At 38.5% G+C, this 16,181-nt stretch carries 16 protein-coding genes and 2 pseudogenes; 13 read left to right on the top strand and 5 right to left on the bottom strand.

What is annotated here, in order from left to right; translation table 11 throughout:
- The first annotated feature begins 85 nt into the window (after positions 1 to 85).
- From HEQ36_RS10265 to HEQ36_RS10210, 12 genes and pseudogenes are all read left to right on the top strand, one after another.
- Entirely contained in the window at positions 86 to 595 is a 510-nt protein-coding gene (locus HEQ36_RS10265; protein WP_168636927.1) for a hypothetical protein, read from the top strand.
- A gap of 60 nt (positions 596 to 655) precedes the next feature.
- Positions 656 to 1,543, top strand: coding sequence for a hypothetical protein (locus HEQ36_RS10260; RefSeq protein ID WP_168636928.1), 888 nt, complete (start codon positions 656 to 658; stop codon positions 1,541 to 1,543).
- Between the two features lie 257 nt (positions 1,544 to 1,800).
- Entirely contained in the window at positions 1,801 to 3,879 is a 2,079-nt protein-coding gene (locus tag HEQ36_RS10255; RefSeq protein ID WP_168636929.1) for a TonB-dependent receptor, read from the top strand.
- 59 nt (positions 3,880 to 3,938) lie between these two features.
- The gene (locus tag HEQ36_RS10250) at positions 3,939 to 6,428 is read left to right on the top strand and encodes a U32 family peptidase (protein ID WP_168636930.1); all 2,490 of its coding nucleotides are present in this window, start codon (positions 3,939 to 3,941) and stop codon (positions 6,426 to 6,428) included.
- Between the two features lie 54 nt (positions 6,429 to 6,482).
- Positions 6,483 to 6,704: pseudogene (locus HEQ36_RS10245) on the top strand (hypothetical protein); the annotation flags it as partial.
- 74 nt (positions 6,705 to 6,778) lie between these two features.
- Complete coding sequence (locus HEQ36_RS10240; protein ID WP_168636931.1) at positions 6,779 to 7,108, top strand: hypothetical protein; 330 nt, start codon at positions 6,779 to 6,781, stop codon at positions 7,106 to 7,108.
- Positions 7,071 to 7,544, top strand: a pseudogene (locus HEQ36_RS10235) (dynamin family protein); the annotation flags it as partial. The gene HEQ36_RS10240 and the pseudogene HEQ36_RS10235, both read left to right, overlap by 38 nt.
- Before the next feature lies 1 nt (position 7,545).
- A complete protein-coding gene (locus tag HEQ36_RS10230; RefSeq protein WP_290707574.1) occupies positions 7,546 to 8,001 on the top strand; it encodes a KGK domain-containing protein in 456 nt (151 codons plus the stop codon).
- Between the two features lie 286 nt (positions 8,002 to 8,287).
- Positions 8,288 to 8,500 carry a type II toxin-antitoxin system HicA family toxin gene (locus HEQ36_RS10225; protein WP_168636932.1) on the top strand — a complete coding sequence of 71 codons (213 nt, stop codon included), beginning with the start codon at positions 8,288 to 8,290 and terminating at the stop codon, positions 8,498 to 8,500.
- A complete protein-coding gene (locus HEQ36_RS10220; RefSeq protein ID WP_053539403.1) occupies positions 8,493 to 8,711 on the top strand; it encodes a type II toxin-antitoxin system HicB family antitoxin in 219 nt (72 codons plus the stop codon). Before HEQ36_RS10225 ends, HEQ36_RS10220 begins: the two co-directional genes overlap by 8 nt.
- A gap of 130 nt (positions 8,712 to 8,841) precedes the next feature.
- Positions 8,842 to 8,964, top strand: a complete 123-nt coding sequence (locus HEQ36_RS10215; protein WP_081424369.1) for a KGK domain-containing protein — start codon at positions 8,842 to 8,844, stop codon at positions 8,962 to 8,964.
- Positions 8,965 to 9,129: 165 nt separating this feature from the next.
- Complete coding sequence (locus tag HEQ36_RS10210; RefSeq protein ID WP_053539405.1) at positions 9,130 to 9,375, top strand: HNH endonuclease; 246 nt, start codon at positions 9,130 to 9,132, stop codon at positions 9,373 to 9,375.
- Positions 9,376 to 9,421: 46 nt separating this feature from the next.
- Here the strand turns inward: HEQ36_RS10210 and HEQ36_RS10205 are convergent, their stop codons facing one another.
- Complete coding sequence (locus tag HEQ36_RS10205; RefSeq protein ID WP_168636933.1) at positions 9,422 to 11,176, bottom strand: N-acetylmuramoyl-L-alanine amidase; 1,755 nt, start codon at positions 11,174 to 11,176, stop codon at positions 9,422 to 9,424.
- A gap of 208 nt (positions 11,177 to 11,384) precedes the next feature.
- Between HEQ36_RS10205 and HEQ36_RS10200 the strand changes: the two genes are divergently transcribed.
- The gene (locus tag HEQ36_RS10200; protein WP_053539407.1) at positions 11,385 to 13,022 is read left to right on the top strand and encodes a CTP synthase; all 1,638 of its coding nucleotides are present in this window, start codon (positions 11,385 to 11,387) and stop codon (positions 13,020 to 13,022) included.
- Between the two features lie 166 nt (positions 13,023 to 13,188).
- Here HEQ36_RS10200 and HEQ36_RS10195 read toward each other — a convergent pair whose 3' ends face one another.
- From HEQ36_RS10195 to HEQ36_RS10180, 4 genes are all read right to left on the bottom strand, one after another.
- On the bottom strand, positions 13,189 to 14,088 hold the full coding sequence (locus HEQ36_RS10195) for an ROK family protein (protein ID WP_168636934.1): 900 nt from the start codon (positions 14,086 to 14,088) through the stop codon (positions 13,189 to 13,191).
- Between the two features lie 72 nt (positions 14,089 to 14,160).
- Complete coding sequence (locus HEQ36_RS10190; protein ID WP_168465168.1) at positions 14,161 to 14,325, bottom strand: hypothetical protein; 165 nt, start codon at positions 14,323 to 14,325, stop codon at positions 14,161 to 14,163.
- A 139-nt stretch (positions 14,326 to 14,464) separates the two neighbouring features.
- On the bottom strand, positions 14,465 to 15,355 hold the full coding sequence (locus HEQ36_RS10185; protein WP_168636935.1) for an ABC transporter permease: 891 nt from the start codon (positions 15,353 to 15,355) through the stop codon (positions 14,465 to 14,467).
- Positions 15,356 to 15,976 (bottom strand): Uma2 family endonuclease, encoded by a 621-nt coding sequence (locus HEQ36_RS10180; RefSeq protein WP_053539410.1) that lies wholly within the window; start codon positions 15,974 to 15,976, stop codon positions 15,356 to 15,358. It abuts the gene before it with no gap.
- Between the last annotated feature and the right edge of the window lie 205 nt (positions 15,977 to 16,181).

The following is a 16,181-nucleotide window of genomic DNA, read 5'->3' as shown; positions in this document are numbered from 1 at the left end:
TATTTAAAAGTAAATTTTCTAGTTTGTAAGTGACAAAATAGTTGATAATTGCCTCACAAGCTCAAGTATCAAGGAGAAGCCAAAAATGGTGATAAATCGTGGGCGGAGAGTTTTAGCTGCTGTACTGCTATCAATTGTACTACTGACTACAGCTTGCGCGACAAAAGCACCCAGTCGTTTTGATCAAGTACAACAGGAAAGTACGAAGCAAAGAAGTGGACAGGCAGTAGTTAAAAATGCAACTCAGGGTAGTAAATTAAATGAATTCTTCCCCAGTGGCGGAGATGGCTATGATCGAGTCTACACCCAAGAGAAAAAGGGCTTTTCTGAGGCAAACTTGAAAAAGGGTGGTAAGGTAGTTGCCCAACTCGCTATTTCTGATACTAGTAGCATACCAGGGGCAGCGGCTAAATTTGCTAATAGCACCGAAAAAATAGGTGGTTATCCCGCAGTAAAAGTTGGTAATACTCAAACTTCTGTGCTAGTGAATAAGTACCAAGTGAAGGTGATTTCTAAAAGTCCATCATTTACTGCGAGCGATCGCGCAGCTTGGATAGAAAAATTTAATCTTGATGGTTTAGCAACGTTGAAATAGTTTAATCGCTTCCCTAACTAACAACCGACGTTAATACAAAACATACATAAGGAGAATTTTGTGAGTAAACCAATTCAGCAGCTAGTTGACGAACTACCAACCAGTAATTTGACTGTTTCCATGTTGAACGCTTTAGATTTTGTTGCTCCTGGAGAATGGGAAAATACAGTTGGTTTTGTGAATACCATTAAAACTGTTACCGGGGAGACTGACGAAGACTTAATTCAACAAATTGGCGAAAGAGCAATTTATTTATTTAACGATAAATCCCAAGGATATCAAACCGCCCTCTGGCTTTATCAAACTGTTGATGGTGCAGATAAGGCTTTGGGTGCAGCAGCTTTGGCTAACAAAATTGGGGAAAACATTCCCATGCTCGGTTTTTTAAACTCTCTGACTCCCAAACCAGATAAAGCTCAAACCATTGACTTAACCCTGAAATTAGTAGCTGAAGTCGTCGCCTTTTGTCAAATTAATGGCATTCCTGGAGATAGTATCGGCGATTTTGTCGGCTCTTTAGGTGAGTATGGTGGTGAGTCACTTATCCGCATGGTGGCATTAGTTTGTGTTGATGGTTTAATACCCCTTGGACCAGATTTTATTAACAAAGCCTTATCTGGGATTAGTCGAATGAGTCCCCAGGATTTAAACCAAAACCAGACTTTCCAAAGCATCAAAAATACTATTCCTGGCAATAGCGATTCTGGTAAACTCGACTTTATCGGTAACAGTTTTCAATCAGTTAGCGGTTGGATGAGTGGACTTGTGAACAGCCATAATCTAACTCCACAAAAAGTAATTAGTAATTTGCAATCTTTCACACAAATTGCTGATGACAAGCTAGATTATCTAGCAGCATTTATAGATGTGTCTACAAATTACTATGAACACACAGGAACTCAGACTTTAGCACGACGTTTAATTGAACGAGCGATCGCTGAAATTTAGTCTGTAGGGGCGCAGGGTCTGCGCCCTCTATTTTATTGAATTCTAGCGATAACCACTATATTTTGAAGTACAAGAAGAAATAATTAACCGCAGATGGAAGAAGATGGACGCAGATAAACGCAGATAAATTTGGACTTCATCCTTTTAAATCTGAGTCTTTATGAGTATAAGTATGACAGCTTGTCTTTTGACACAATTTCTATTTATAGGGAAAATGGAAATTAGTGATTGTTATTACCGGGTGTGAGTCCAAAAATATGACTAAGAATTGTTTCCTACCAGTTTATTTACTAAGTTTACTGGTAGCATTTCCTGCTGTAGCGGCTGATAATGAAAATAATCAAAATGCAGTCAATTTAGATATTCCTAGTTTAAGTGAAATTGAATTAACCGCCACAAATGCTCAATTATTAACCCAACAACCAACAGTAGAAGTTAAGTCAGAACCCGCTCCAGAAACAGATTTAACTCCTACAGACGATGCAGATATTTCCATAGACACCATTGGGGAAAAAGATGTTCTCCCTGAATCTACTCCCACTTATGTAATTGAACAAGAAGAAATTCAAAAACAGGGGGCAACGAGTGTTGCTGATGTTTTAAAAAGAATGCCCGGTTTTGCTATCAATGATGTTGGACATGGTGCAGATATTCACACAGGTACATACTATCGAGGAGCTTCAATTAATCAATCTGTATTCCTGATTAATGGTAGACCAATTAATAGTAATATCAGTACATATCATGGTGCAACTGATTTAAATAGTCTTCCGATAGAGGCTATTGAACGAGTCGAATTATATAGCGGTACGGCTGCTTCTCTATATGGTTCTTCAGCCTTTGGCGGAGTTGTCAATATCATTACCAAAGAAGGTTATGGCAAGCCAAAATTAAATGCTAGTGCAGAATTTGGCTCATTGAACTTAAATAATCAACAGGTAACTTATAGTGGGGCAACGAATAAAGTCAAATACAATTTTAGCTTTGAAAGGTTCTTTATAGATAATCGTTACCGCGTTCCTATTGGTGCGGCAAATCGTGATTCTCAAGGATATTTATTTAATGCAGATACAGCTACCAGCACTTATTTTGGTAGCATAGGTGTAGATTTAGATCCTAAAAACTCCTTGAATTTAGATGTAACTACTCTTAGTAGTCGTCGGGGGTTAATTTATTTTGGGTTTCCTTTACAAAGAGACCGATTAGATCATGATGGTTTGAATGTTGGATTATCTTGGAAAACTCGACTTGGTAAGGGAGAAAATTCTCATTTAACAACTACATTGGGTTACAACCGAGATTATTTTAGCACATACGGACCAACGGGAGCGAGATTTTACCGAACCGGAATTTTAGATACACAACAATTAAAAGCTAGGATAGATCATGAATGGAAAATTACCCCGAATAATCAATTACGTTGGGGATTAGATTTAAAAAATACTGATTTAATTGGCGATGTTTTGAGTACAGATCCAGCAAGAATTGCTAAAAATGAAAGGGAAGATAGAAGTACATTTAATACAGCTTTATTTGCTGTCAATATTTGGCAACTTAGCGATGCTTTGCAAGCAGATTTAGGGGTAAGACAAAACTTTGATAGTCAATTTGGGAGTTATTTTAATCCTAGTGTTGGGTTACGTTATGCAGTTAATCCAGCTATTGCAGTGCGTGGAAGTTGGGCAGGGGCGCAGCGCAATCCAGGGTTAGATCAATTATATGTTTTTGATACGGTTCATAATTGGAATCCTAACCCCGATTTAAAACCAGAAACAGGTTCTACTTGGACTGCGGGAATAGATGTGAGATTGTCTGCAAACTTGTTAGGACAATTTACGTATTTCGGTAATAGTTTAGATAATCGTTTGGGCGTAATTAATGGCAGATGGGAAAATATTGGTTTAGTAGATACCAATGGTTTAGAAGCAGCATTGCAATTAAAAATTGCCAGTGCATGGTCAACTTTTATTAACTATACTTATACAGATGCTCAAATCAAAACAGGCACAGAAAAGGGGTTACAATTAGGCTTAATTCCCTATTCTTCACTACAAACCGGAATTGGTTATCAAAAGGATGGATGGCAAGGTAATTTATATGCTACTTATAATAGCGGTACTCGTCGTTCTGTTTTTAATAATTCTGGAGCAGGAGAAAAAAGTACAGATTTTGCCCCGTCTTTCTTTAATTTAGATTTGAGTGGACGGATTCCTGTAAATAAAAACTTGGGATTAACTTTTTACTTAGAAAATCTTCTCGGTGAACAATATGAACGAGTGAATCGGATATATAGTCCTGGTTTTACTTTCCGTGTGGGTCTAACTTCTAGTTTGTAGGCAACTTTCCCTCAATTTAGGTACAATCTATAAGCTGACATAACCTTGACTTAACCAAAATGACAAGCATCTCCACCCCTACCCTCAAAATCCCCGAACTCCTAGCACCTGCGGGTAACTGGGAATGCGCTCAAGCCGCAGTAGAAAATGGTGCGGATGCGATTTACTTTGGTTTAGAAAAGTTTAACGCGAGAATGAGGGCTGAGAATTTCACAGAAGCAGATTTACCCGAATTAATGGAATTTTTGCACCTGCGGGGAGTCAAAGGTTATATCACTCTGAATACCTTGATTTTTCCCCAGGAACTAACGGAAGCACAGCAATACCTCAAAACTATCATTTCTGCTGGTGTTGATGCTGTCATCGTGCAGGATGTGGGTATTTGTCGGTTGATTCGTCATCTTTCCCCTGACTTTCCGATTCATGCTTCGACCCAAATGACTATTACCAGTGCTGCGGGGGTAGAATTTGCTAAATCTTTGGGTTGTCAATTGGTAGTTTTGGCAAGAGAATGTTCGATTTCTGAAATTAATAAAATTCAACAACAAATATCTCAAAAAAATACTTCCTTACCTTTAGAGGTTTTTGTTCACGGTGCTTTGTGTGTCGCATATTCTGGACAATGTTTAACCAGTGAATCACTAGGAGGACGTTCTGCAAATCGGGGAGAATGCGCTCAAGCTTGTAGAATGCCTTATGATTTAATTGCAGATGGGGAAGTTGTGAATTTAGGCGATCGCAAATATTTATTAAGTCCTCAAGATTTAGCAGGTTTAGACGTTTTACCAGAGTTAGTAAAATCTGGAGTGACTTCTTTGAAAATTGAAGGACGGTTGAAAGCACCGGAATATGTTGCTAATGTAACTCGCGTTTATCGTCAAGCTTTAAATCAACTATTAGAAACAAATGTAGAGACGTTTTCTAGTCGAAAGAAAGACCAATATAAGTTAGAAATGGCATTTTCTCGCGGATTATATACAGGTTGGTTTGAGGGAATTAATAATCAAGAATTGGTACATGGGAGATTTGGCAAAAAACGCGGTGTTTATTTGGGAGAAGTTACCCGAATTAGAAATGCCGAAATAACAATAAAGCTAGAAGCACCTGTTAAACCCGGAGATGGGATTGTTTTTGATTGCGGACACCCAGAAAGGAAGGAAGAAGGGGGACGAATATATGCAGTTATTCCTAATGGTCAGGATGTCATCTTAACTTTTGGCAGAAATGATTTAAATTTCCATAATATCCATATAGGTGATAAAGTTTGGAAGACAAATGATCCAGAATTGGATAAACAAATCCGTCAAAGTTATACTGGAGAACATCCCCAATTTACCAGACCGATTAATATCGAAGTACATGGAGAGATTGGCGAAAAACTAATAGCTATATCCCGTGATCAATCTTGGAATATAGTGCAAGTAGAATCAGAAATATTAATAGCTGAGGCACATACAAAACCCCTCTCTACAGAAAGATTAAAAGAACAATTTGGCAGGTTAGGAAATACACCTTTCCATTTAGATACTTTTATAAATAATCTCAACGGTAATATTATGTTACCTGTGAGTGAGTTAAACCGAATGCGTCGGGAAATAGTTAGCAAATTAGAGGAATTAAGAAGTAGACCCAAACTTTGGGAATTAAATCATCACGGAAAATGGCAAGATTTAATTAGTTCTAAATCTACACCAATTCCTGCTTCCCCTTCCCTGATTGTTTTGGTGAGAAACATCGAACAATTAAAAGCAGTATTAACAACAGATATCAAAACCATATATTGCGAATTTGAAGATCCTCGCAATTATAAAGAAGCAGTAAAAATAGTGCGAGAATCAAAACAGGAAGAAATTAGTATTTTTGTCGCACCACCCCGGATAACCAAACCTGGAGAAACCTGGATTTTAAAACAAGTTCTTGCTTCCCAAGCTGATGGTTATTTAATTAGAAATTATGACCAATTAGAATATTTTGCGAATGAAAGATGTGTTGGTGACTTTTCCTTAAATATTGCTAACCCTTTAACCGCAGATTACTTTAAAAACCGCTTTAATTTAGAACGATTAACAGCATCTTACGACTTAAATATTAATCAACTCGAAGATCTAATTACCAATTACCCAGCACAAAATTTTGAAGTCACAATTCATCAACATATCCCTATGTTTCACATGGAACATTGTGTATTTTGCGCTTTTCTATCTGAAGGAACAGATTACACCAATTGTGGTAGACCTTGCGATATACAAGCGGTTACAATCAGAGACAGGGTAGGTAGTGAACACATTCTCAAAGCAGACGCAGGATGTAGAAATACAGTATATAACGCAACGGCACAAACCGGAGCAGAATACGTACAACGGCTGATTTCATTGGGTTTACAGCACTTACGGATTGAATTTGTCAGCGAAACACCGGAACAAGTGGAAAAAACCATACATAGCTATCAGAAATTACTCCAAGGAGAAATCATCGGTTCGCAACTGTGGAGAGAATTGAAGCTACAAAACCAATTAGGTGTGACTCGTGGTGCATTGGGGATAATGTAGCTAAATGGCAATAAGTAGTATTACAATACTTATGCACCTTGATTACTACTTTTTATGTCCAGTTTAATGCCCCAGTGCCAGCAATTGCAAGCACAAGTTGAATCTATTCTCCAACTTCTACAGCAAGAATCAGCTTTGCGTTCTCAAGATATTACATCTGTGCAAATTTCTTTGGATAAAGCAGTTTGTCCAAAGTTTGAAATTGTCTTTGCTGGTACTTTTAGTGCGGGTAAATCCATGTTGATTAATGCCCTATTAGAGAGGGAATTATTATATAAGTAGGTGAACACAATAAAACCAAACTGTGTAAAGAAATGTAAAATCGCCCAAACCCTTTTCACTCTTGCCTCTTGCCTCTTGCCTTTTGCCTTGCCATAACGACAATTTTCAACGCTCACCTACTTAGTGCAGAAGGACACGCGACTGGTACAGAATGTAAAATTGAATATGCACCTGTAGATTCAGAAAGAGTTGTTTTAACCTTTTTGAGTGAAGCAGAAATTCAAGAACAAGCGGTATTTTTATGTCAGCAATTGGGATTTAATACCGTAGAGAATATCCATAAACCAGATGTAGTTGATTTATTGCATCAAGGTTGTACAGCAATTATTCAACAAGAAGGAGGAGAGAGTAAATCAGAACTGCGATCGCTTTGTCAGAGAAAGTCCCAGATTTTATAACGAAGGCACATTTTCTATCTATCAATTTCGACAAGTATTAGAACAAACTTCGCAAGGTTACGACGCAGAAAGTATAGTTGACGCTGAACCTGCAATTAGACAATTATTAAAGTTAGATTTTGAACCGAAAGTTTCTTACAGTATTCGTCAATCTTTCCGTCAAACCATCAACCAAAGTATTAAAATTCAGTTGTTACCAATGGTGGAAAAACAAGCAGATGAGATATTACAACAATATACTTATGCGCGGGCTTATTTAGAGAAAACATTGCAACAAGAAGCTGAGGAAAAGATTGCTAATAATCAACGTTTGTTGAGTCAGGTTGAGGGGAAAATTGAGGAGTATAATACAGCAGTTGCGGGAATTAATGGCTGTTTACAAGCGATGCAGTTGTATGAACATTTACTGCCGATAATTGGGGAGGAAGAGGTATAATGTGTTGGGTGAATACGGGGTTTGTGTTCACCTAATAGGAGTTTTCTCACGCAAAGGCGCAAAGACGCAAAGGAAGAAAGAGATGGAAGATAATTTTAAGTTGATAGAATGCAATGATGATGATGTGATTGAATGTAATGATTTAACTTACAAAGTTAATAAATTGAAACAAGCATTTGAATTTATAGGGAGTGATACAAACTTTTTAAGTTCTTTATGGGAAGCATTACGAAGACAAAAAATTCATTATTTACAAGACAGACATTATAATACTGAATGCTTCAAGGAAGGTATGGAGGTTAAAATGCTAAACTTAGGTTATAAATCTTGGAAGAAAGGAAAATTGAGATTTAAACTTAGCATTGAATTTTATGTTGAAGAAGAACACACAGAAATCAAAGAACCTGAATCACCTCTTGATGATTTACGACGTAAGATAAACGAAGCTACATCATAAATAAATTAGTCCACACAGATAGAATTTGTTTGTGTGGATGCGATTTTACTTAATTGTCAGAATCAGGATATCCAGGATTTAAGGATTGACAGGATTATTAATTGTCAGAATCAGGATTTTCTAAAAAGTTAATTTATTTTAAGATTAATAATTGATGATATATTTATTAGTATGATTAGTGAAGATAGTAAAGAATGAAAATTTTATTCTAAAAATACAAACACCAAACTACATCCTGTAAATCCTCAAATCCTGGAAATCCTGATTCAGACAAAATATTAAATAAATGCCTAAAAAAATTCGAGAACTAAAACAAATGCTTTATCAAGCAGGGTTTACAGAAATTCCTGGTAAAGGAAGTCACACAAACTGGATACACCCATTATATAATGGAAAAGTAACTGTTTCTGGTAAAGATAGTGCAGATGCTAAAAGGTATCAAGAAAAAGAGGTGCAACAAGCTATTAAGAAAATAGAAGGTGAAACAGATAATGATTAATCTTAAATATCAAATGATAATTCAATGGTCAGAAGAAGATAACTGTTTTTTAGTAGGGTTTCCTGACTTTCCTGGACAAATTTGGCGTACACATGGAGACACTTATCAAGAAGCAGTTAATAATGGAATTGAGGCTTTAGAATCATTAGTAATCGCTTATCAAGCAACAGGTGAAACTCTGCCACAACCAACATTTAATCAAGCTGCATAAATTCAAGAATTTATTGATTTTCTTGAGTAACGTTTTGCTGCATTTTTTTTCACGCAGAGGCGCAAAGAGGAGGAGAGATGAAAGAGAAGTTTCAAATTTTAAATGATAAACAAGGTGATATTGTTGTTTCATTTTACAACCTGGTAAAAATTGGCAAAAAGGAAAACTTAGAATCAAAGTTACTCTCCAGTTTTGTCCTGATGAACCAGAAATTGAAGAAATCAAAGAACCAGAATCACCCCTTGACGAGTAACTGTTCACACCCCCCCCTATCTTTAACGAGAGATCAAGGGTTTCGATAATTTTAGAGGGGGGGGAGTGAATAACTACCTTGACGACTTACGACGAATGATCAATGATGCTACATAACCTCATCTTCTTTCCTCTGTGACTCTGCGCCTTTGCGCGAAACCAAAACATGAACAAAACCCCACGCATTCCTATACCCCCAGAAGTCAGAACCTACGTTTTCCAAAGAGACAAATATCAATGTCAAAGCTGCGGTAAAATCTCCCAAGAAACTCAACTCAGTATTGATCATATTATCCCCTTATCTCGTGGGGGAAGAAACGATATTAGTAATTTACAAACTCTCTGCTTAATTTGTAATCAGCAAAAAACTAATAACATTGATAACCGTTTTCGACGACATTTTGAAACTTAGTGATATTTAGATCCCCGACTTCTCTAAGAAGTCGGGGATCTGATTCTTATTCTTTCACCGTTTTAAACCATTCAGTTATCCCGTCAGCTAAAATATTAGCCATTTTCTTCTGTGCTTGGGGATTAACTATTTCCTCAAACTCATAAGGACTACTCATAAAACCTAACTCTAATAATACCGCCGGTGCAGCATGGGGACGAGTCAGGGCTAAATTATTCCAAAACACACCATAGGCAGGTTTACGAAGGTTTTTAACTACATAATTTTGTAAAAATATTGCAAGGCTGTGTGATTGAGGATGATACCAAAAAGTACCAAAGCCTTTGGTTTTTTCCGCATCACCATTATCTGGTAAAGAGTTATGATGAATAGAAAGAGCGATCGCAGGTTCTTGTTTATTAATTATCGTCTGACGTTCCACCAAAGACACATCTCGATCATCATCCCGCGTCATCACCACCTTAGCGCCGCGCTTCACCAACTCATCTCGCAGCAATTGAGAAATGATCAAATTCACATCTTTTTCTAAATACCCAGTTGGACCACTAGCGCCAGATTCTTTACCACCATGTCCTGGATCAAGTACAATTTTGATGCCATATAGAGGTAAGCGTTTGCTATTTTCAAGATAGGGTTGATGACGTAAGGTTAAAACCAAAGTTGTATTGTCATATCTCAGCTTATAGCCCCACTGTTGGAGGTTTTTGAGGTTAAAAGTATATTTGATCTGTGTGGGACTTACCTGTTGCCAATCTAGGCGAGAAATTAGGCGATTATCATCTAGGCGAATTGTGTCTGTTTGGGCAATGGTATTGTAAAGGGTAAGAGTGAAAGCATTATTTCCCTGTTCCACACTCACCGGCACAGCAGTTTCTAAAGGGAAACGAATCTCCGTCGCTTCAGCTAATTGCCGATAACCCACACTCCGAATCACCGTCTGTGGTGCAACCGCACCTGATATAATTTTAGTTTCCTTGCTATTAATCCAAGCCCCATAGTCTAAGCGCAACCATTCACCGTTCTTACCCGTAACACTCGCCATAGTTCCCTTTGGCAATGGTGTAAGTCGTGAATAATCGGTACTAGATCCCGTGCGAGTAACGCCTGATTCTGATGCAATTTCTGCAACTGGTAACTGTGTCGGGGACAGAATTTCGATTTTGCCTAAACCAGTTTGAGTTATTCTTTGATCATTAATTTGTAAATTAAATTGAGGTTTTCCTAAATCAGCAGCATTTGTGACTGTTGTACAACCTTGGTATTTGGTAAGACTAGAAAGATTAGGCTGATTTAACCCCGTCAAGACACTTGAATTTGGAGGTAATTGTGCCTGGGAAGGTTGGGGTAAAAGGGCAATATTTTGATTTACCAGATTCACCCAGACAGTAGCTTGAGGTGGTGCAACTGCACTAAAACAAATTAATTCTCCTGGTAATCTGGCAATATCAGCAGCAGGAGTCAAGGAATCCTTAGCAAAGCCTAAACCTTGGGGTAACTCAGGTTGAGTAGACACCCTGATGATCTTAATCTCTCGTTCTTGATTTTGGTAACGGACTTTAAATATATTTTCCCCTAACTGCAAGGGAAAACTAGGGGAAAAATGCCCAGCTTTGCTACGGTTAATCAGCTTACCATTAATTAAAACCTGACCTTTGGGGGGGGCTGTACCGATAAAAAATATTTTTTCTGTGCTGGTTTGGTAGTTTGTAGGGGGAAAAACTACTAAAAGTGGTTCTTGTGCTAATGCAACTGAGGAGGTGACTAAGAAATTAAATAATACTAACCCTAAGAGTTTTTTCATGGACAAACACAGAAGATTTGAGGATAGAGACTGTGGCACAATAGCCAAGATGGAATCAAATATGAATGCAAAAGTGGCAATAAATTGGTCTCAAACAAGAGAATTCAATCGGGTAAAATTCATCCTGCATACAAGCCTCCAACATTGTCTACACAAATTCTCCTTCGGGAACAAAATCTATTAAGAGTTGCTAGAAATTGAAAATACTATGACTAAGTTTATCTTTGTAACTGGGGGCGTTGTTTCCAGTATTGGTAAGGGCATTGTAGCAGCAAGTCTGGGACGTTTGCTTAAATCGCGGGATTATTCGGTTTCGATTCTTAAACTCGATCCCTATATTAACGTTGATCCAGGCACAATGAGTCCTTTTCAACATGGGGAAGTTTTTGTCACCCAAGACGGTGCAGAAACAGATTTGGATTTGGGACATTACGAGCGCTTTACTGATACTTCTATGTCTCGATTAAACAGTGTTACTACTGGCTTAATTTATCAGTCAGTTATTAACAAGGAACGCCGAGGCGACTACAATGGCGGCACTGTTCAGGTAATTCCTCACATTACCAATGAAATCAAAGACAGAATTCTCAGAGTTGCTAAAGAAACTAATCCCTCCGCCGTGATTACGGAAATTGGTGGGACTGTAGGTGATATTGAATCACTGCCTTTTTTAGAAGCAATTCGCCAACTGCGAAAGGAAGTAGGAAAGCGTAATGTGTTATATATGCACGTTACTTTGTTGCCTTGGATTGCGGCGGCGGGAGAGATGAAAACCAAGCCTACTCAACATTCTGTGAAAGAATTGAGATCCATTGGCATTCAACCAGATATTTTAGTATGTCGGAGCGATCGCCCCATTCCTGTGGGCTTGAAACAAAAGTTATCAGAGTTTTGTGATGTCCCTGTAGAATGTGTTATTACCAGTCCAGATGCCCGTAGTATCTATGAAGTCCCAGTAATTTTAGAACGGGAAGGATTAGCCGAACAAGTTCTCAACTTACTGCAAATGGAACAACGTCAACCCAATATGACACAATGGGAAACGATGGTAGACCGGATGTATAATCCTCAACACACCGTCGAAATCGCCATTGTTGGTAAATATGTGCGGTTAGGTGATGCCTACCTTTCTGTGGTTGAGTCTTTACGTCATGCGGCTATTGCAACTCATGGTGATTTGCGTCTGCGGTGGGTAAACTCGGAAGTTTTGGAAAATGAACCACCAGAAAACTATCTATCAGGTGTTGATGGTATCATCGTTCCTGGCGGCTTTGGTAGTCGAGGGATAGACGGGAAAATTGCCGCGATTAAATACGCACGCGATCGCCAAATTCCCTTTTTAGGTTTATGCTTAGGAATGCAGTGTTCCGTGATTGAATGGGCGAGAAATGTCGAAGGCTTATCTAATGCCAATAGTGCCGAATTTGACCCATATACGGACAATCCAGTTATTAACCTGTTACCAGAACAACAGGATGTGGTAGATTTAGGCGGAACAATGCGCTTAGGGTTATATCCTTGTCGGGTACTTCCCAACACTCTAGCTTTCCAACTTTATCAAGAAGAAGTCATTTACGAACGCCACCGTCACCGTTACGAGTTCAACAATGTTTACCGCAGTCAATTATTAGATTCTGGTTACTTAGTGAGTGGCACATCTCCAGATGGTAGATTAGTGGAAATTGTCGAATATCCCAAACATCCCTTCTTTATCGCTTGTCAATTTCACCCTGAATTTCAATCTCGCCCTAATGCACCTCATCCTTTATTCAAAGGATTTATGACCGCTGCCATTTCTCAATCCCATTCTGCAACTGCTACACCTAAGCCTGTACAAGTTTCTTAATAGGATAGGTGACAGGTGCTACGCCACGGGGACAGGGAACAGGGAACAGGGAACAGGGAACAGGGAACAGAAAAATTCAGTTGTATAATTAACTCTGTCCCATTATTTAATAGACATCTCCGAGAAATAATGTAGAGACGTTCCATGGAACGTCTCTACAAAGGTTTTAGGATACGCATATTTGTCTAATTGTTAATGCTAATTTAGCAGCGCCTACCATTCCCGCTGTATTTCCTAATTCTGCGGGGAGAATTTGCAAACCTGCGCGGGAAGTTGGTAAAACTCGTTTTTCGATTTCTGCTGTTAATGACGGTAAGAAAAACTCAAAACTTGCACTTACACCACCACCAATAATAATGGCTTGGGGTGTTAGCACATATAATAAACTCGTTAATCCAATTCCTAAGTCTTTACCATATTCTTGCCAAAAAGTCAAGGCTTCTGGATTTCCGGTTTGGGCAAGTGCGCCTAATTCTGCTGGTTCTTTGCCTGTGCGGCGACGGATAGCAGATATGGAAGTATGTTGTTCTAATGAACCTTGATTGCCACTATTACACATCGATCCATCAGGATTTAAGGTAATTAAACCTAATTCTGCTGCTGCACCTTGATGTCCGACAAACAATTTACCATCAAGAATAATTGCCCCACCAACGCCAGTTCCCAAAGTTAGTAAAATCAAATTGGGGAAATTTCGACCTGCACCTAACCAAGCTTCTCCTAAACCTGCACAGTTAGCGTCATTTGCCAAAATTGTTGGTTTACCCGTTTTGGCTTCTAACCAATCTGCTAAGGGGACATCATGCCATCCTACGAGATTAATGGCAACTTTGGCAATGCGTCCCGTAGCATCAGCAGGACCCGGAGTACCCAAACCAATGGCGATACTTTCATTATTGGGGTCAATTTCGGCGATCGCATCTACTATTGTAGATAATACAGCCTCTGGTGTTGCCGGTTGGGGAGTATCCACAGATAAAGATTGTAAACAATTACCATCTGCTGTAAATCGTCCCAACTTAATCGCAGTCCCCCCTAAGTCAATTCCAATTACTTGTTTTGTCATTAGTTAGTTGTCAGTTGTTCGTTGTCAGTTGTTATTTTTCCCAATTACCAATTACCAATTACCCATTACCAATTACCCATTACCCTTTTTCATAACTTGCACATTTGCAATTGGGTATGAAGTTTTGTGTGCTTGTTGCCAATCTGTGATGGGTGCGCCTTTTAAAATACCAGATAAAGCTACAGAAATCATGAATCCACCTGTAGCAGCCGCAATTAAAGTAATATTATCGTTCACAAAACTCTCTCAGGTTGTCAGTTGTTAGTTGTTAGTTGTTAGTTGTTGGTTGTTAGTTGTTAGTTGTTAGTTGTTAGTTGTTAGTTGTTGGTTGTCATTAGTTATTTTTTGCCAATGACCAATAACCAATGACCAATGACTATTGCCTATTTTCTCTTCTCAGACGAGGATTGACAAATTCATTTAAGCCTTCACCAAGTAGTGATAACCCTACAACTAAAGTTGTCATTGCTAAACCAGGAAATAAGGTAGTCCACCAAATGCCTGTAGGTAGTGCTTCTAGAGCTTGTTTTAAATCATATCCCCATTCCGGTACTTCTTCGGGTAATCCTAAACCTAAAAATCCTAAACCGCCTAAGACTAAGATGGCATCTGCGGCGTTGAGGGTAAAGAGGACGGGGACGCTTTGAATAACATTGAAAAATAGATACCGAGATAAGACAACCCAGGTAGAAGCCCCCATTGCTTGTGCAGCTTCGATGTACACTTCAGTTTTGACGCTAACGGTGTGGTTACGAACGACGCGATAATATTGGGGAATGTAGGCTATACTAATGGCGATCGCTGCATTTAAGATACCTCTCCCCACGACAAAAGCCAATGTTACTGACAGTAGCAATCCTGGCAGTGTATAAATACTATCCATTAGAAACAATAGAGCTTTATCTAATTTTCCTCCCAAATAACCGCTAACCATTCCCAACGGCACACCAATAATCATACTCAAAGATGTTGCTAAAGTCACAACTTGCAATGCCGCTTGCACACCAAACACACTGCGAGAAAAGACATCATAGCCTAAACGACTTGTGCCAAACCAATGTTTAGCCGAAGGTGCTTCATGAATAGGGTTAGCAAGAAATTCCTTCGGGTTTTGCAACCACCCCCAACCTTGAAAAACAGGAGCAAAAAAGGCTAAAAAGATGAAAAATAGAGTCATACCCAACCCAATCTGCATTAATCGCTGGGAGAGGCTAGGATTTTTGGGAAATTTCCAGAAATTGGGTAATTGCTTTTTTGTGATTGTCATCTAAACACCGGCTTTAAAAATTTGATTAGCAGTTAAATTTAACTCTGGCCAACTTGGTGATATTATCAGGTCATTATCTCTAAACTGACTAACTTGATATTCTTCATCTATTAGGTGATAAATAGAAATAGTTGGTTGTTTGGGATTGCCAATAAATGCTCTACCACCTAAAGCAGCATAATCAACAATCCAATATTCAACAATCCCCATTTGTTCATAATCAGCCAGTTTTTTGTGGTAATCATCACGCCAATTTGTACTGACAATTTCCACCACAAGAGGAACAGACGCAGATTCACTAATAGTAGACTGTTTTTTCCACAAAGGTTCATTGACGAGATTAGACCGATTTAACAGTATTATGTCTGGTAAGTATGCTGATTTGCTGTTTGCTGATTTGATTAAAGCTGTTTTGGGGATGAAATAAGGAAGTTTTAGCCGACTAAACTCTAATGTAATTTGTGTAGCTAAAAATCCAACAATTTCTTCATGATCTCCTACGGGTGGTGTCATTTCTACAATTACTCCATCATGTAATTCATAGCGGACTCCTGTATTTGGATACCACTCTGTAAACTCTTCAAAGCTGACTAATTTAGTTTGAGGTAAAGCTTGAATCATAATTTAAGTAGGTTAGCATTGAAAATCGTCGTTATGGCAAGGCAACAGGCAAGAGGCAAGAGTGAAGAGGGTTTGGGCGATTTTACTTTTCTTTACACAGATTGGTTTTATTGTGTTCACCTACTTACCCGCCTATAAAATTGTAGAGTGAGTTAGCTATGTTTAACCATAAGAGTACCGTGATATATGGCTTTTGACCTAATTT

This window comes from Anabaena sp. 54 (assembly GCF_017355725.1).
GTDB classification, from domain to species: Bacteria; Cyanobacteriota; Cyanobacteriia; order Cyanobacteriales; family Nostocaceae; genus Dolichospermum; species Dolichospermum heterosporum.
Note: the sequence above shows the minus strand (reverse complement) of the source record. Positions and strands in the feature narration are given on the sequence as shown.